The organism is Streptomyces sp. P3, assembly GCF_003032475.1.
GTDB lineage: Bacteria > Actinomycetota > Actinomycetes > Streptomycetales > Streptomycetaceae > Streptomyces.
Map to the genome: position 1 here is coordinate 9,305,512 of NZ_CP028369.1, position 17,173 is coordinate 9,322,684.

The 17,173-nt window shown below is 69.2% G+C and carries 14 protein-coding genes; 2 read left to right on the top strand and 12 right to left on the bottom strand.

What is annotated here, in order from left to right; all coding sequences use genetic code 11:
- Nucleotides 1-2 precede the first annotated feature (2 nt).
- From C6376_RS41255 to C6376_RS41275, 5 genes are all read right to left on the bottom strand, one after another.
- Nucleotides 3-314, bottom strand: coding sequence for a hypothetical protein (locus C6376_RS41255; protein ID WP_107448315.1), 312 nt, complete (start codon nt 312-314; stop codon nt 3-5).
- 333 nt (nt 315-647) lie between these two features.
- Nucleotides 648-950, bottom strand: coding sequence for a hypothetical protein (locus C6376_RS44280; RefSeq protein WP_159083448.1), 303 nt, complete (start codon nt 948-950; stop codon nt 648-650).
- 545 nt (nt 951-1,495) lie between these two features.
- Nucleotides 1,496-2,728, bottom strand: a complete 1,233-nt coding sequence (locus C6376_RS44285; RefSeq protein ID WP_159083449.1) for a hypothetical protein — start codon at nt 2,726-2,728, stop codon at nt 1,496-1,498.
- On the bottom strand, nt 2,725-3,207 hold the full coding sequence (locus C6376_RS41270; RefSeq protein ID WP_216825676.1) for a DUF6114 domain-containing protein: 483 nt from the start codon (nt 3,205-3,207) through the stop codon (nt 2,725-2,727). Before C6376_RS41270 ends, C6376_RS44285 begins: the two co-directional genes overlap by 4 nt.
- Before the next feature lie 117 nt (nt 3,208-3,324).
- Nucleotides 3,325-3,939: a DUF6230 family protein gene (locus C6376_RS41275; RefSeq protein ID WP_107449474.1), complete on the bottom strand. Its 615-nt coding sequence runs from the start codon at nt 3,937-3,939 to the stop codon at nt 3,325-3,327.
- 268 nt (nt 3,940-4,207) lie between these two features.
- On the opposite strand from C6376_RS41275, the gene C6376_RS41280 reads away from it, so the two are divergent.
- A complete protein-coding gene (locus C6376_RS41280; RefSeq protein ID WP_107448318.1) occupies nt 4,208-4,912 on the top strand; it encodes a MerR family transcriptional regulator in 705 nt (234 codons plus the stop codon).
- A 68-nt stretch (nt 4,913-4,980) separates the two neighbouring features.
- Here the strand turns inward: C6376_RS41280 and C6376_RS46665 are convergent, their stop codons facing one another.
- From C6376_RS46665 to C6376_RS41300, 4 genes are read right to left on the bottom strand one after another with little or no spacing between them, the layout of a single operon-like run.
- A complete protein-coding gene (locus C6376_RS46665; RefSeq protein WP_367881080.1) occupies nt 4,981-5,418 on the bottom strand; it encodes a hypothetical protein in 438 nt (145 codons plus the stop codon).
- Nucleotides 5,419-5,472: 54 nt separating this feature from the next.
- Nucleotides 5,473-8,229 carry an RNaseH domain-containing protein gene (locus C6376_RS41290; protein ID WP_159083450.1) on the bottom strand — a complete coding sequence of 919 codons (2,757 nt, stop codon included), beginning with the start codon at nt 8,227-8,229 and terminating at the stop codon, nt 5,473-5,475.
- A complete protein-coding gene (locus tag C6376_RS41295) occupies nt 8,216-11,518 on the bottom strand; it encodes a hypothetical protein (protein WP_107448320.1) in 3,303 nt (1,100 codons plus the stop codon). The genes C6376_RS41290 and C6376_RS41295 overlap by 14 nt, the downstream gene beginning before the upstream one ends.
- Complete coding sequence (locus tag C6376_RS41300) at nt 11,515-12,693, bottom strand: hypothetical protein (protein WP_159083451.1); 1,179 nt, start codon at nt 12,691-12,693, stop codon at nt 11,515-11,517. Before C6376_RS41300 ends, C6376_RS41295 begins: the two co-directional genes overlap by 4 nt.
- Nucleotides 12,694-12,743: 50 nt before the next feature.
- Between C6376_RS41300 and C6376_RS41310 the strand changes: the two genes are divergently transcribed.
- The gene (locus tag C6376_RS41310) at nt 12,744-13,301 is read left to right on the top strand and encodes a putative phosphothreonine lyase domain-containg protein (RefSeq protein WP_159083452.1); all 558 of its coding nucleotides are present in this window, start codon (nt 12,744-12,746) and stop codon (nt 13,299-13,301) included.
- Nucleotides 13,302-13,441: 140 nt separating this feature from the next.
- On the opposite strand, the gene C6376_RS41315 is transcribed toward C6376_RS41310, so the two are convergent.
- The 3 genes from C6376_RS41315 to C6376_RS41325 form a co-directional block, all read right to left on the bottom strand.
- The gene (locus tag C6376_RS41315) at nt 13,442-14,488 is read right to left on the bottom strand and encodes a hypothetical protein (protein ID WP_107448324.1); all 1,047 of its coding nucleotides are present in this window, start codon (nt 14,486-14,488) and stop codon (nt 13,442-13,444) included.
- Between the two features lie 121 nt (nt 14,489-14,609).
- Complete coding sequence (locus tag C6376_RS41320; RefSeq protein ID WP_107448325.1) at nt 14,610-15,383, bottom strand: ATP-binding protein; 774 nt, start codon at nt 15,381-15,383, stop codon at nt 14,610-14,612.
- On the bottom strand, nt 15,380-16,975 hold the full coding sequence (locus tag C6376_RS41325; RefSeq protein ID WP_107448326.1) for a Mu transposase C-terminal domain-containing protein: 1,596 nt from the start codon (nt 16,973-16,975) through the stop codon (nt 15,380-15,382). Before C6376_RS41325 ends, C6376_RS41320 begins: the two co-directional genes overlap by 4 nt.
- Nucleotides 16,976-17,173: the final 198 nt, after the last annotated feature.

Below are 17,173 nucleotides of genomic sequence, written 5' to 3' on the forward strand. Positions count from 1 at the left end.
GGTCACTGATCCCACCGCCGGAACCCGTCGATGGGGACAACACCCGACATCTCGGTGCGCTGCACGTCGGACGCCAAGAAATCTTCGGCAGGTTCGGACTTCTGTGTAATTCGCATGTCGCACAACCAGGCACTGGCGACGAATAGGGCGCACTGCGCGATGCCCCACGCCAATCCCAGAGTGAACTCCCCGTACACCGCCACGGCGGGAACATCGGTGAAGCAACTCAGGACGATGCTCACGGCGAAGGGAACCGCGTTGACGATAAGGAAGGCACGCTGCGCACGATGCGTGGTTACGCGGAGGCTGTCCATGCGCTGCCACTTCGCGGCATCATGCGTGGCACTCGATGCCAGCGGACCAGGTCGAGTGGGCGGAACGTACGGGTGCACAGAATCTCCAAGCGGTGAGGGTGGGTAACGGCGCAGCTCGCAGCATTCCGACGCCGGGACGGGGATTTGGCCGACGAGGCACAGGCAATGATGAACACAGGGCGAAGGGTGAACGCCCCAGTTGCAACACGGACGCGCTACTCGCAATTGTCGCCACTCGATGCACAGGGCGCTGTGTCGGGCGTCTGGTGAATGCCCGCAGGGCTCGACACAGATTGCAAAGCCCTCGAAGGACGGCGAACGTTGTTCGCGCACTCACAAGCCGTTGTTGCCGTAATGGGCTGCGTAGTTGCCGACCTTGCCCAGCGTGCCGGTGCAGCGGGGCTGCAGTGGCAGATAAGGGGGCTCGCGCTGCCGACGAAGCGAGGAAGCGGCTCCGCAGCAACGATGAAGGCTCCCCTCGACGAAGTGCGTCCCCGACATCGGGAAACGCACCGTGCGCCCGGCATCGACGCAACCGCGCCGGAAAGCGCCTGCCAAGCTGCCGGAGACCACGCACCCCCCTAGCGCACTCTTTGCCCGCGCTTGCTGCACGATCTCGAACCGGTGCTGATCCAAGACCTCAACATACTTACTGATGCGCGCATAAGAGGGCCTATCACGCCAGCGGGCCGATGCAGCGCTGCAACCAACGCGCACTGCGTTTCCGTGAGTCAGCGGTCGGCTCCAGATGCGCCGCGGTGATCTACGGGGTGTCGAGGGTGGCCGGGCTGTGGCGCCAGATCTCGACGACGTCGCGTGCGGTGTGGAGTTGGAAGGCCCTGCATCCTCGACCGCTGCCAGACCCGACCAGGGAAAGTGGAGTAGCGCGCAGATGCGATAGTCACCGCCTGATTGCCGCACCTGGTGCGTTCCTCGCCCAGAGCCAGGAACGAACGGGTCCCTTCGCAGCACGTACAGGATGGCCCGCTCAACGTCGACGCGGTCGAAGCTCGGCCGCGAGCCAAGTCCGAATCGAGAGCACGCCTTCCAGGGAAGCGGTGCGGCTGCGTGAGCTACCGTCGCCTCGCCGTCGGCGCTCAACAGACCACCGCACGCGCGACAAGCCGCGGTCCGGCGTTGTCGCGCATGGTCACGAAGCCGCGCGGACTCATGCGCCGGCGTCACCGTGTCGTGCCATATCCGTGAATCCCCGGGACGTTGAGCTCCCCACCCGTCTGGCCGGCCTGATCGATGTCGGCATCTTTCAGGCTCAGTTGGAACTTGAGGCCGATGTTCCCGGTCGTGTCGTAGAGCCATTCCGGGACGGTGTCAGAAGTGAGGTGCAGATGGAGGACGGGTGGCGTGGGGACGTTTCCGACGCGGGAGAGGGTGCCCGTCAGGCTTTCGACGTACATGGTGATGTCGTCGCCTCGCAGCGTGGACGTGGAGCCGGGTGCTCCGTCGATGTGCTGGATCTGCTGGCCGACGGGTACCGCCATCTTCAGGTCACGGATCTTGACGGCCGCTGCGGAGAACTTGAGCACCCGCCTGGGTCCGGCGGCCGTGTCCACGGTCACGACGCCGTGGAAGACGAGGTCGTGCAATTCGAGGCGGCTCCCTTTCATGTTCCAGGGCTCGGCGGCGAAGCGGCCGGCACTCGTCTCCTCGGGGGCCTCGACGTCACTGATGTCGCAGGTGCGAACGGCTCCCCGGGCGGCCGCGGGCGTGGACTTCGGTGGGGGCGACGGCTCGGCGACGCGGTGGCTGGGGACGGGTGACGCCGACGTCGTGGACAGCCGCAGGTGGGACGGCTCCGTGGCCTCGGGCGTAGCGGTGACCGAGCTCGGCGAGGGGATCGTGGGGGGTGCCGCACCTTGCTGGTCGGCGTCGCCGTTGAGGAGATCCAGGGGAGCGAGGAGGTCCGCAAGGCCTGTCTCGGCGGAGGTGTTGTGGGCTGAAGGGCTGGGGGCGGCGGTCTGTCTTGGGGACGGTGGCGTCTCCTGGTCATGTGCGTGGTCCGACGGCCTGCCCGCCTCGCCACTGCGGTGAGCACTCGACCTCTTGGGGCCAGCGGAGGGGGAGGGGCTTGCGGGGGCCGCCGTCACCGGGGCCGATGCGTCGCCGAGGCGGGCGCAGTCGACACCTCTGACCGCGTCCCCTTCAAGAGCGGAATGAGCCGCGAGGGCGCTGGTGTCAGGGGCGGGCAGACGCTGGCTCCCGAGGATGAGGGCGGTCGGCAACGCGGTCAGCGCGAGAGCCCTCGCAACCGGCAGGCGCAGGCGTGCGCGCGGACGCGGGCGGAGGCGTGGGCGCGTCAGCGTGGACGTGCGGAGGCCGGCTTGTCGGCTTCTCGACGGCCGGGCGAAGCTGGGTTCTGCGATCTCGCCGTAGGCATCGGATGACTGGTCGGTCATTCGCCGGTCCTCTCTTTTGGACTGGCGGTGTCCGACGCCTCCTGGGCGCCGCCGGGTGTCTCCGTCAGGTGTACGTCGGCCGGTCCCCAAGCCAGAGCCAGGAGCCCGCCCGTGGCCGCGAACAGCGTGCCGATGAAGAAGCCGCCGAAGTTGGAGATGGGGAGTGACAGCACACCGAGGAAGACGGCGACGCAGCCGGCGAAGAACCTGATGATCGGCTGGAACCAGAGGAGTCCGCCGAGGACGATCAGGGTCAGGCCGATGACCAGGGACCCGGCTCCCGCGGTGGTGGACATCGCCACGGACAGGGCGCCCAGGGAGAGGTTGAAGTACGGGAAGTAGATGATCGGCGCGGCGGCCAGGAGTACCAGCAGGCCCGCCCAGAAAGGGCGGGTGCGCCGCCAGGTCCGGAAGGCCCGGCGAGCGCCAGTGAAGCCGATGTCACGGTGGGCGTTCGCGGGTGCGCCGACACTCGTCATGGGGGAGCTCCCGAGTCATGGGTGGGGGAGGGGTGTCTATGAGCGGGCGGGTCGCTCGGCGTCCCGCCTCTGTCGCCGGCCGCTTCCATGCCGGAGACGACGAGGGCGGGAGCGACCTCAGAAGCAGTCGTGGCGGCCGGCGGCGATGTTCATGTGCAGGCCCGGCAGTTCGAAGGTTCCCGCACTCGTGGCCCAGACCTGCTGGTGGGCGTCGATGATCTCGACCGAGTCCGCCTGCTGTGCGTAGCCGTCGGGGTCGACGTGGTCCTTGGGATTGACCTGCCCCTTGGTCATGGAGCCGGTGGCGACGCCGATGTCGACGTTGTTGAAGGTGGCGGTCTTGGCCTGGAGGTCGGTCATGTCGATGTACAGGTCCTCGGCCCTGACCGGTGTGCCCGACCCGCCGGCCTTGAGTGTCATCGTGTAGGTCCCGAGCACAGGGATGGTGACGGGGACGGACTGGCACATGCCGGTGATCGTCGCGTTCTCGATGGACGAGACGGCGACAGGTATGCGCTTGCCGTTCTTGGCCACATCCACGGTGGCGTAGTTGCCGAATCCTTTGCCGCTCAGCTTGTCGGCCGAGACCTGGAAGTCGGCGCCGGAGATGCTGAACGAAGCGGCCAGTGCGCCCTGGGCCATGGAGACGACGACGGCTGCTGTTGCGGCCACCGTCGGCACCGCAGCTATGGCGAAACGCTTCCAGTGGGTCTTGCCGATTCGCTGGGACATTGTGTGGTTCTCCATGGTCGAGGCGTACGAGACGACCGGACCCACGACTGACTTGCCCGGGTCCGGGGACGGGGGAGGAACTACGGCCGGGTGCGGCCGGGGTGACGCCGAAGGCTTCCGCAGGAGCATGTTGTCCACGCGAACGGAGGAAGCGGGCACGCCGAAGAGGCACTTGATAGCGTTACTACCGAGTGCCTGATAGTGGCACTATCGAGAATCGGGGGCAACCCTGGGGACACCGGTGGGACAGTTGAGTGTGAGGGAGCGCATGAGGATTTCAGAGCTCAGTCGGCGGTCCGGGGTACCGGTGGCGACTATCAAGTACTACCGACGGGAAGGGCTGCTTCCCGAGGGCCGCGCGCTGAACCCGACAGCGGTCGAGTACGGCGAAGAGCACATCCAGCGGCTCCGTCTGATCCGTTCCCTCACCCAGCTCGGCGGACTGTCCGTCGCCCGTACCCGCGAAGTGCTCGAAGCTGTTGACCGTCCGCTGGACGCGTTCGAGACCCTGGGCGTCGTCCACCACGCACTGCCCGTACCCTCCGCCGACAAGACCGGAAGGGACGGCCGGGGCAACTCGGGGTCAGATAGCTTGGTCGACGAGGCGGCGTCAGGCGAGGGAACCGCTGCGAGGGTCGAGATCCTCATCGAGAGCATGGGCTGGCAGATCTCCGACGAGTCGCCGCACCGCCCGGCGCTCGCCGAAAGCCTGGCAGCACTGTCCCGCCTCGGCGCCGAGTACGCAATTGACGACCTCCTCCCCTACGCCCAGCTCGCCACCTCCACCGCGGACCTGGACTTCAAACAACTCAACGGAATTGACGACCGCATCGCCCTCGCCGAACGGGCCGTGTTCCTCACCGTGCTCTTCGAACCGGTCGTCAGACTTCTGCGCCGCTTGGCCCAGGAGGACGCGAACCATCGCCGCCATCAGCGCCGTGCGTCCAGCGGGGGAGAGCCTCCGGCGGAGTGAAGAGGACGTGTCACGACGACATCTGCGCCACGCTCGCCGCATCGCCCGCGTTGTAACAGCCCCAGGTGCTAGCTGCCGTTCTCGCCGTACCAGACCGTGCTGGCGCGCCCCGGCGAGGTCCTGGATCCCGAGACCCGGCTTCGCGACCCGGACGACCATGAGCGGTACCGAAGCGGATCGGGTCGCCAGGGCGGCCAGGGGCAGGCGGCGCCCCAGACAGTGATCCGCTTGCTGGCGAGGTCGCCGCCCATCTGTTCGCGGGCGAGGTCGATGATGCGCTCGCGGCGCCGGTTGTTGATGGCGTCGACCTCGCCGAGGATCGTCAGGGCCTGGCCGACGCCGAGCTCACTGGCGGAGACCATGAAGCCGCGGATGTCCTTGGGGAGGCAGCCGCTGCCGAAGCCGAGGCCGGGGCGCATGCCGCGGTGACCGATGCGGATGTCGTGGCCGAGGATGTCTCCTTTGCCACTTCCAGCCGACACCAGGACGAAGAGCATCAGCCCCATGGGCCCGCTGCGCCAGTGCCACCGGTGACCGCGCGCATGCATCGCTTTTGGCGGTCATCCGGTGGCGTCGTCGTTGTCCCAGTCGACGGTGCGCCGGTACTCGGGGTGGTTTTTGTCCATCTGGATGCCGGCGTGGACGGGCAGGGGATGCCGGGTGCGGTGTTCCCAGGCCAGGGCGTGGTTGCACAGCCGTGCTGCGGTCAGGGCGTAGGGGAGGGCGTCGTCCTCGGCGGGATGCTGGACGACGGCGATCTCGGTGGCGGTGAGGTTGTGCCAGGTCTCGGCCTGCTGCTCCTGATCGTCACACCGCCAACGTCCCTGACTGCGACCGGACTTGGCCGAGGGAGTCTTGCCGTCCATCTGGTGGGGGCGGCGGCTCATGATGAACGTGGTGTCGGTGCCGTCGAGCTGGAACAGCGCGTTGCTGGTCTTGTCACCGTCGCTCGTGGCGCCGTTCTCGTCGATCTCGTGGAAGAACGCGGGCAGGGGGATGCTGGGGTCGGCGCTGGAGGTGGTACGGATGACGGCACGCGGCCGGTGATCGGGTGTAAGGGTGGCTCCGGGCAGGGCGGGCCTGCCGTTGGCCAGGCCGTTGTCGTCGGGGAGCAGGTCGGCGTTCTTGTTGGACAGCAGTGGCCAGACGGGGCGGGTGGAGTCGCCGGAGACGTAGAGGACGTAGCCGCACTCGAGGTACCGGCTCAGTTCGTACAGGGCGTGGTCGATGCGGCGGGGCAGGGTGTCGTCGCCGCGGCTGCCCTCGGGGATGGGCCGGCTGCGGGACAGACCCTGGGCGCGGGCGTAGTTGAACCAGCCGCCGTGGCCGCCTTTGCCGGGAGGAAGGTAGGCGAGAGCCTTCCACTGCTCGCCGACTGGCACGAACGCGGTGAGGACCCACATGAGTTTGGGTTCCTCGGTGCGATTGGTGTGCTTGTCGCCGAGTTGGGCGCGCATGTGCAGGCCGAGGTGAGCGACGCGATTCTTGATCCCCTTTCCCGTGGAGATGGCGCGGGTCAGTCGGGGATGGACCAGGCCGGCGGAGCGCAGCATGTCTCCGATGGCGTGGTGGCCGGGGAAGTCCGCGGCGAGCTCCAGGCCGAGGGCCTCGAGCGGGGTTTGCGCCTCGCGTTCCTTCTTCTTCGAGCGCCGCTTCTTGGCTTCGGGGGTGAGGAACTGGGCGAGGACACCGTGACGTGCGAGGTGGCGGGAGACCTCCGGCTTGGCATCGAGCGTGTACGGGTCGACGGCGCCGTCCTCCTCGCGGCGGGCGGCGCGCCGCTGACGGCGCCAGTCCTTGGCGTCGTACTCGGTTTCGACCAGGGCCAGGACCCCGGTGTCTGGGGCTTGGAGTCCGGGCAGCGCGTCGGTGAGTGCGCCGCGCCGGTCATGGTGGCTGCCGTGGGACAGCAGCTCAGGGGCCCGGTGCAGCAATACCTCGGTGTGGCAGCCGAGCTGAACGACCTTGTCGTCGGGCATGCCGTCGGCGAGGTGGGGCTGGTTGAAGTGGTAGGCCAGCAGGCGCTGCATGCGGGTGCGCATGTCCTGGTGCAGGTACAGGGCCAGGACGCGCAGCTTGGAGCAGCCGGCGGCGGCCAGGATGTCCTTGAGGCTGGCGTCGTCGAGGAGGGTGGCATCGCGGCCGTACTCGGTCTTGCGGGCGCCCACCGAGAGGACTTTGGCGACCTGCCGGCCGTGGACGAGGTCCTGCCCGGTGACGGTGGACAGGTGCTCGGCGAGGGCGGTGATGGTGTGCAGGCCGACGCCCTTGCCGATGGGAAACGACTTCGAGAAAGGGATCAGCGCGCGGAGGTTGCCTGGTTTGCCGCACAGGTCCATGGCGCTGAGGGGAAGGAACTCGGTGTCGTCAGCGCTGCGGGGGAAGACCGGGTCGTCCATCAGCCGGACCCAGGCGTTCAGGGCCAGGCGGCTGGTGTGCTCGAGGTGGGTGTGCTTGCCCCTCCCGCCCAGGTTCACACGCAGCAGCGGGGCGTTGGGGGAGCGGGGCGCCCACCAGGCGGTGCGGGCGCCGTTGACCTGGTTGCTCAGTCTCGACACGCGTGGTGTCATGACCACGAGCGGAACGGGAAGGCAGTGCAGCGACTTCATCGCCACTTCCACACGCAGCGCGGCGTAGTGGCGCCTGACCTTCCACTCCTCCGCCTCCTCGTCTGTCCCGTCCTCGCCCGTCTTCTCCTTGGCGGGTCGGGCCTCGAGCCAGGTGTTGGACCAGAGGTGTTCGGTGTCCCAGACCATCATGTTGTTCTCGGTGTCCGGGCGAAGCGCGATGGTGCGGCCGTCCGCCGTCAGGTCGGTCCGGGCCAGGAGGGAGGCGAGGTTCCAGCTGGCCGCGTCCCACACCCAGCCGTCGGCGTCCACCGCGTGCGGTCCGAGGCGGACGTGGTCCCACACCGCCACCTGCTCGGGCTCCACCGAGGCGAACAGGTCGGCGAGGTCACTGGGGTGGGCCAGGGAGATCTCGTCCTGCGGTGTCTGCAGCAGGGCCTGCTCCCACAGTGCGACCGCGGCCCGCAGGTGGGTCGGTGTCAGCTTTTTGGACAGGGCAAGGAACTGTGGTGGCTTGCTCTTGCTGGTGGGATACAGCGATGCGCTGGTGGTGCCGCTGGCGCGCAGCACCATCAGCAGTCCGGCATAGGGCAGGTTGGCTTTCGAGCCGGTCTTGCCGTGGTAGATGGCGCGCAGCTTCTTCCATGCGGGCTCGATCTTCTCGGGGAGCCGGTACAGCCACGCGGTGCCCATCAACGAGCTGGTCAACGGCGCGGCCAGCATGGACATGCGGGTGTCATTCGACGGCATCACTGGGGTCCTTGGCATCCGGGGTGGGGGCGGGGATGAGGGTGACGGGGTTCGGCAGCAGGTCCTCGCTGTGAGCGAGGTCGAGCCAGGCGGTGAGGGTGGAGCCGTAGACGCGGCGCAGGATGTCCTGCTCGTCAGCGTCCAGCTGGCCGTAGTAGGAGCGCAGCAGCCGGGGGAAGTCGCAGCCCAACTGCTGGTTGAAGAAGGCGTGGTCGACCAGGTAGAGCTCGACGGGGGTGCCGCCGCGGCGTGCGCGCCCGGCCAGCTGGATGAGTTCGACGAGGATGCCCGCCAGGATCTCGGTCTTGAGGAACTTCGGCATGCGGGAAAACCGCGGGTCGGTGCGCAGCAGCAACTCCCGCTGGCGGACGGCTGCGGTGCGTTGGGAGGCGAGCATGCCGGCGGGATCGGCGCTGACGGTGCCGGCCGCGATGCCGCAGGCGTTGATGCTCGCGTACATGACGGCCGGCTCGTGCAGGTGCGTGAGGGGGCGCACACCCACCCATACCGAGGCGAGCGCCGAGCGGTCGGTGTGGGGAATGAGGATGTTCAGGCCGCGGGAGACCACCGACAGCGGCGCGCAGATCACCTTCACCCGTGGATGGGTGGCGGGCAGGTCCTCGAGTTCGTCGATGGTCACCCGCACCACGCTCTCGGGCAGATCCACCGCCTTCCCGGAGGAGGTCTGGTTGCTGCTGACGAGGACCGCGACCCATTCGGGGCGGCCGCACGCGGCCGCGATCCCGGCGGCCATCACCGCCGCATGGAAGTAGGAGTTCCCGGCCAGCAGCGCCAGCTCCCGCAGCGGGTCGTTGCGGGCGACCTTCTCCAGGTGCGACGACAGCTGGGTGTGCCAGAGCCGTTCGGCGAGCCTGCGCAGCTCGGAGGGCTTGCGTTTTTCCTCCACACCGCCGATCGAGATGGGCTGCCAGCCCAGATCGGTGGACGACACACTCCCGGCGTGGGCGGTGACCGCGCCCGGGGCCGCGTCGGTCATCACATAGGCGGGCAGGGTGTGCACGTGCTGCAGGGCGGCCTTGGGGAAGAACGCGGTGGCGGACAGGCCCAGAACGCTGCGCCGCACTCCGGCGGTGGCCAGCGCGACGGTGTCGCCGAGGCGGACGGTGGAGGTGTGCGGATCGCCGCCCAGGGACTGCAGCGAAAGGCGGCCGGTGCCGCTGGCGTTCTTGTCGAGCTTGAATCCGTACAGGTTCTGTCCCAGCGGCCCGTAGGGAATCGGCTCGTCGCGAGGGAGCAGGCCCATGGTGGAGACCAGGTCGGTGGCCGCGTTCAACTGTCCGAGCAGCGGCAGGATCGACCACTTCAGGGTGTGGAGTTCGTTGTGGAGCGCCCCGAGCCAGGCCCGCACGAGGAGGTCGTTGACCACAGCGGCCCGTTGGGAGGCGGGCACGTGGAATGGCGCGTCGGCCAGGATGCGGGCGATGGAGTGCTTGAAGACCGCGAGCTTTCTGCTGCGGCGGGTGCCTTTGACCTTGCCGGCCAGGGCCTGGCGGATCTGATCGGCGAGCGGCTGCCAGCCCGTCGGCAACTCGGCACCGGACCGCTCGCCGGGGAAGAGGGCCAGGTAAGCCTGGTGCACCGCTTCGGTGATCTCGGCGTCCGACGAGGCGCCGGTCAAAAGGCGGCACAACTCGGCATCCTTCTTGCCCACCATGTACCAGCCGGAGCCCGGGCGATTGTGCCGCTCTTGCTCGGAGTCCAGGTAGAGGTGCCCGGTCAAGACGTTGTCCAGGAAGGTTTCGCTGAGCCGGCGCGCCTCCATCAACGGGCCGGTCACCAGCAGGTTCTCCAGCGCCGACAGGCCGCCCCGGTGCCGGTCGACCTCTTCAAGCCGCCCCGCGTGACCCTGCCCGCGGCTGATGAGGGTGAACTCCTGCGCGCCCTGCGTGCACCACGTCGCCTGGAAGGCGTCGACCTCGTCGATGATGACGACGCGGCAGCGCCGCAGCACGAACTCCAGCACGCTCATGTCCTGGACGATCCGCTCGCCGTCCACCTCGACGGGCACCTTGCAGCGTCCACGGATCAGGTTGTGGTGGTTGGTGACGATGATGTCGGCCTCCGCGGCCTGCCGGATGTGCTCGAAGCGCCGACAGACGCCCATACGCGGGCACAAATGCTTGCCGGCCTGCTCCGGCTCGGCGGGACCGGCGACCCACTCCAGCTGGGAGCAGGGGAGCCTGGTGCGGTCCAGCCGGAGGCCGTCCACCTGCCAGCCGGTCATCTCGCAGCCGCCGGCGAACTGCTCGAAGCGGTCCTCGCGGCCCTGCGCGAAGGCGAGCGCGGCCTGGTCATCGTGGCGTGAGGACGCCACCCACGCCACCACCCGCAGCGGCTTGCCGGACCGCTCGGCAGCGTCCCGGACATCGGTGGCCGTGTCCTCGACCAGCTCATCGTCCGCGGCCAACTGCTCGGCGGTCTGCAGGCCTTCACGGATGCGGCCCACCACGATGAGGACCGGTCCCTGGCCGCCGGCGGCCAGCAGGTGCGCCGCATCCCGCATCAGCACGCTCTTGCCCACTCCGGTGGGCGCATTCAGCAGCGTCATCGGCCCCGCGGGCAGCCGCAACTCTGCCGCCGTGCGCCCGTACGCGTCGGTGAGCCGGTCGAAGAACCCCTGGAGCAGACCGGGTTTCCACCCGAACTTCTCCGGCTGGGCGGTTGCCTGGCCCACCACGCGGTCCATCACCGCTTGTCGAGGCAGCTTCACCTCCTCAAGGAACGGCTCGGTGCGCAACCGGACCGGGGCCACGAAGGCGTCCTTCTCGCTGGCAGGAATCTCCACCGTGTACAGACGCTCCCGCCCGAAGGACCACAGGCCCTCGCCGGCCGTCGGCAGCACCCTGTGGAGCATGGCCCGGTACTCCTCGGCCTCCTCGACGAGATGCTCGGCCAGGACGAGGGGCTCTTGCGCGTGGCAGGCCACCAACCAGTGGGTCTCGTCAGCATTCGACTCCCCCGGAATCCGGAACAGCGCAGTGGGAGTCACCGCGTACTCCAGGACCGCCTCGCGGAACGTGTCCGGCTGCGCCAGGTCCCCCTCCTGCTTCAGTGCCTGCCACAGCCGGCCCACCAGCTCGTACTCGGCGCGCGGCAGCGACAGCCACCTACCCCATGCATCGGTGCGCCGGGCGGCGAACATCTGCGCGAAGTCCAGCGGCACACCGCGACGGCCATCGACTGTCTCGAATGCGAAGTACTGCTCGGACAGGGCGAGATACGCCGCGATGGCGCACCGCTGCAACGCCTCACGGACATCGCCGCTCACCACTCACCCCGGCACCAGCGAAGAACCTCGGCGATGAAGTCCTTGTCGGTCATCACTTCAAGGTCCCGCCGCCCCGCAAGGCGTGCCTGTAGCAGCGGAAGGTCGGATCGCTGCCGGTGGGGGACCACGATCGTCAGCGGCACCGGCGCGGCCAGGACGGGACGCTCCAGCAGGGCATCGGCCAGGGCCCCGAAAGATCGCCACGCCTTCGCATCCACCCGCCACTCTTTGGCCACCAGCGGCTCTGCGGCCGTGATGCGCAGGTCGTAGCGGTCACCGCCGGGGTACATGAGGACGTCGAGCCCGGCGATCCCCGACAGCGCGTCCCGGATCGCGAATTCCATGCGGCCCGGCAGGGTCATATACCGCCACACCGTCCGGGAGACCGCCAAGTAGTCGCCGGCAGCGGGAAAGCCCTCCACTTGACCGGCTGAGGCCCCGCCGTCCTCCAGGACCGGAGGGCCGCTGCTGCCTCGCACCGGGCGGTAGGTGTACTGCACCCCCTCCAGCAGATGGGCGTCGCACGCGACGGCGAAGACCCCCTGCCCGGCGGGCTGTGCGCGCATCGGCCAGGCACAGACAGGACACGGGAAGCACCAGCCCGCCGCGTTGCACCACGGCCAGGACGCAACCGGCTCGAAGAACCCGAACCGCCCCCACAGCCCGTCCCACTTCTCCCACAGCACGCCCTGCTCCGCCACAGGATCACTCGCCAGCAGCTCGCGCACCTTCGCGTAGTCGTCCGGCGGGAGCCGCCGGATCTCCGCGTACAGCTGCTGCTCCTCCTGCTCGGCACGCAAGCGTGCCCAGGGCCAGTACTCCATCAACGCCTGCTGAGGCACGAGGTGTTCGCGGCCCAGGTCCTCCACGGCGTCACGCAGCAGGCCGTCGTGGTCCAGCAGCCTCATCTCGCCGAGCGGATCACCGTCCTCGCTGCAGGCGGGCAGGAGGGGTGCGAGCCCGTGGCGCAAGCCGCGCCGCAGCGCGCGCATATCCACGGCGGTGGCTGCGCCGACGCCGTGTGCCGAGCGCAGGACTCCCAGGCAGTCGATGAGGCGGGCGGCTCGCTGGCCCGGATCGCCGGTGCGGTCCGCTTCCGCGACAGCGGCAGCGCAGCACGCGGTCAGCGCCAGATCACGGCGCCACCGGAGGGAGTTCCGTTCCACAAGACCCATAACGGGTAAATAAGCAAAAAAATTAATGAACTTCGCATACAGTGCCGATCGTGATCGTCAAGACCGCCCCATCGGCCCAGCAGGACGCCCCATCACGCGAGACCACCGAGCACTGGCTATGGGCCGCCGCCCCGGACGCCCCCCTGACCGAGGACGACCATCCCTGGAGCGGCAAGTGGCTCTGGTTCACCCCGCTCAGCCTCCTTGACCGCTCCTGGGCCACGATCCGCACCGCAACCGAAGACGGCCTTCTCGGCTACCGCAGCAAGGCGGCCACGCTCATCAACACCCGCACCAAAAGCGACGACACCCGCCGTCCCATCTGCGTCTACACCCGAGACTGGCGCAACATCGACGACGTCCAACGCGTCCTGACCAGCCTGCGGGCCCTCGGCATCGTCGACGTCCTGCTCTACAAGACCGACAGCGACACCCACAACGGCCGCTACGGCACCGGCGCCAGCACCTTCGTAGCGCCCGCCACCAAGATGAAACTGATCATCCCCAAGCGCACCCGTGAAGCACTCGAGCATCAGCACGCTGCACGCGCCCAGGCCCGCAGGACTGCCGCGGCCCGCAGGAAAGCTCCCGTGCCGAAGCGCACCTGAGCAGGCTTCCTGTGCTTGCGTGCTGAGAGAACAGGCGTCGCTGCGAAGCCCGGCCACAGAGCGGGCGAAGTATCCGACATCACGTGCAGCAGCGCTGCCGTTTCCCCGGTGCGCAGAGCGGGTGCTTCGCTACGCACGACTCAAGGGACAAGAGCGCCGGCGGGCAGGGTCAGGCCGAGCCGGGGCAGGCGTCCGGCGTGCGCGCGCAGATGCCGAGCCTCGGCCAGCATCACGGGGGCGAACACGCCGTCCCCGGGCGGGTGGGTCGTCAGACGGTGGTGGGCGCGGGCGCCGGCCAGCAGGGGGCGTGCCCAGGCAGGCACAGCGTGCAGAGGACAGGACCGATGGCCTACCCCATGGAGCTTGATGGCGCAGACGTCGCCGGTGATGTCGAGGTCGCGGGTGAAGCGCAGGCTGCCCAGGCCGGCCCGGGTGAAGGCCAGCACACTCAGCGCTGCGGCGATGAGCGGGTGCGCGAGAGCGGCCAGAGCGGCGGCCTCCTGGGACGCGATCTCGATGGCAGGGGCGGCCTGGACCAGCTGCGCCGTTGCCAACGCACCGATGCAAGGGTGAGCCGGCCGCCCGGGCCTCATCGCCGCCGCCCTGGTCCCCCGCGGCGGCCGGGCGGGTGAGGACCGCCCCGCAGCCACCGCCAGCGCCGCCGGTCCCGGCATCGCCGGCGCAGCAGGAGGGAAGGACGGGCGCGCGGGTATCGGTCCCGGCTCGGAGAGAAGGGCCTCGAACTCCTCTCGGCCGCTGATACGGCGCTCCACGCGGGCCAGCGCCGGCGGCAGCCCGCGCGGGGGCTTTTGCCACAGCAGGGTCAGCTGAGCTCCCGTCAACTCGCGCCAGGCGAGCAACTGGTCGATGCGCCGGATGGTCAGCAGATGGGCCCGGGTGACCACAACGTGCCGCACCCCGGTCGCGACACCCCAGGCAGCCGCGGCGAGCCAGGCCGCGTTCACCGAGTCCAGCCACACATCGGGGGAGTGGGGCCCGGGGGCCAGCCGCTTGCCCAGCGCATACAGCATGTCGTGCGCCAGCGCGGCCGGGCTGCCGCTGGCCGGCGTCGGCTGCACAGTGATGCGGCCTTCTGCGGGCCGGTGGGCCTGCAACGCCGCCCGTGTATAGAACAGGTCGTCCCGCTCGTCCACCACGACCGTCACGTCGCCATAAGCCAGCGCCACCGCCGCTCCCTTCCGGCCGGGCACCTGCCGCGGATGTGGAGACGCCAGGCCCGTCTGCGCGGCGCACCAGGTTGTCGGCGGCGGCCCGTGCGCCGGGCCGCCGCCCCTTGTGCGGCCGCTGCTACATGCCGCCCAGCTTGCTGTACACCCAGTTGACGAGGTCCTGCTTGACCTCGGTCAGGCCCTTCATCTTCATGCCGTTGAGCATGTGCTTGGTGATGGTGGCCCAGTTGCGGAAGTTGCCGTGTGCCGCGGCCCGGTCGATGTTGCGGATCATCTGCGGGGCCACCTTGGCCCACAGGGAGTGGAACGCCGGCAGCGTGGCGACGACCTCGTCCTCGGGCATGCGGGTGAACTTCTGCCAGATGAAGATCCGTGACGCCAGCATCGGTTCACGCTTGAGGACCTTGTAGCAGTTGTCGCCGCCGGCGAAGATCACCGCGATGTCGGTGTTGCGGTCGTCCCACAGATGGCGCCAGTACTCGAACGAACTGCGGCCCATCCACTGGGCCTCGTCGCACACCAGCACGCGGAACGTCTGCGACAGCGTCTCCTTCAGGAGGGTGTCGAATTCGATCGGCCGGGTCGGCGGTTCCCCGGGCAGCCCCAGGGCGTTAAACAGTCCGTGGCGGATGTCGCGCGGGGTTGGCCCCGAGCGCAGCTCCAGGCGGTAGGTGTTGTCGGGGGCGATCTTGCGCAGCGCCGAGTTCACCGACATCGTCTTGCCGTATCCGGCCGATCCGTAGGCGACCATCATGGCCTTGGCGTCGATCGTCGCCTGGACGTCGTCCAGGGTCGTCATGAGCGTGTCGGTGGCCACCAGATGCGCATCGAGGCGGTGGAAGTGGTCCTCGTCCTCCGCGGGAAGCCTGCCGTAGTCCATGTCGCCGCTCACGCGTTCTCCTCAGGGGTGTCGTTTTCCGGCCCGTCCGCGGCCGGCGGGATCGGGCGCGCCCAGCCGTCCGGGACGGGCTGGTGCGGGATGTAGTCGGGATCGGCCCGCCGCAGGTCCGCGGCGTCCGATTCGGCAAGTTCTGCCTCGGCCTCCGCCTCGGTCAGCGCACCCAGACGCTCGGGCGGGGTGGCGGTGGTGACGGCCTCGAAGCGCTCGCGGCGCAGCCGGGCGGCGGCCTTCATGTCCGCGCGAAGCCGCCGCGCCTTGGCGGTGCGGGCTTTGCGGACCTTGTTGACCTGCTCCTCGCTGGCCGCCTCGGCCAGAACGGCGCTGCCCAGGTACGCACCCTTGAGGTCGAAGACCTCGATGGTCGTGTCGTGGTGGGGCAGGTGGCGCACCACCACGTGGATGCCGGCCTGGCCGACCATCCAGGGGGCGATGTAGTGGCGGTTGCGCCACTGCACGCCCTGCGTGGTGATGGTGCGGGTGCGTCCGTCGTCCTCGAGCCCGAAATGGGCCAGCTGTTCGGCGGCAACGTCGTGCAGGGGAGTGGGGTCGCTCGACCACGCCTCCATCGGGGTGCGGCCGCCCAGCGCCCTGGGCTGGTGCTCGGTGTTCCACCAGTGCACCCACTTCAGCAGCAGTTCCACGAACGCCTCGAAGGAGAGCGCGGGCTCGTCCGGATCCGCGGTGCGCCCGCCGGTGAGAGTCTGCCGGTGCACGTAGCGCGGCATGGAGACGAACAGCATGTCCTCGACTGCACCGTTGAGCGCCTCGATGGTGCCCTTCAGATGCGGGCTGTAGGCCGGGAGATCGACGACGGGCACGGCGAAGGCGCCCAGGGCCGAGGCCACGGTGGCACACAGGAACTCCTTGCCGCGGTCCACCCGGATCAGGCCCGGCAGGCCGCCGGCCGGGCCGAAGGGCTCGGCACGGTCCAGGGCCATCCGCAGGGCCGCCAGCACCGCATCCGCGCTGGGTGCGTGGGGCGTCACGGCCACCCCTGTGATGACTTTGGTGCGGCAGTCGATGAACCAGGTCACCCAGGGCTGCACGAGTTGGTCCTCGAGCAACACCCGCACGGGCACACACTTGTGGTCGCCCTCCCAGGCGGCGTTGCGATGCGTGGCAGGGCGCTGCCCGAACACATCGAAGGCCCGCCGGGCGGCCTCCCCCTTGGCGAGCCCGGCCCGCTCCCCGGGCGTCAGGTCCCGGCGCAGCGCCCGGTGGATCGTCGACAGCGACGGGGCCGCAGGCAGCCGGGGATCGTTCAGGGCCCGCTGCTTCAGCTCGCGGTGCACGGCGGAGGCGTTGCCTCCCCACAGCACCAGCAGGCGCCGGATTTCCGGCGTGACGCTGAACCGTGTCCGGTCCGCCGCGTCGACGTGGCCGGTGGCGCGCGCCTTGGCGACCCACCGCCACACCGCCCGCTCCGAGCGGCCCACGGCCGTGGCGACCAGCTTCACGTGCGCGCTGGTCAGCTCGCCGCTCTGGTCCAGCGACAGCAGGCGCGGCAGCGCGGCCAGCCGCCCCGAGCGGGCGGTGAAAACCGCTTTCTCGGCACCCTGCGTGCCGGCAGAAGAGTCACTCATACGGTCTGTTCCTTACATGAATGCGAATCGCGGAAGCACGACAAGTGCCTTGTTTTCTCGGGGAGTTGGCGGTTTCTGGGCAGGACTGTGCGGGCGCCGCCGGCCCTCAGGGCCGTGACGCGGCGTCATGCCAGGGAAGGCGGGGCACGGCGCCGTCAGTCCGCGCCGGGTGCGAGCGTTCAGCAACTGCGTTGGAAG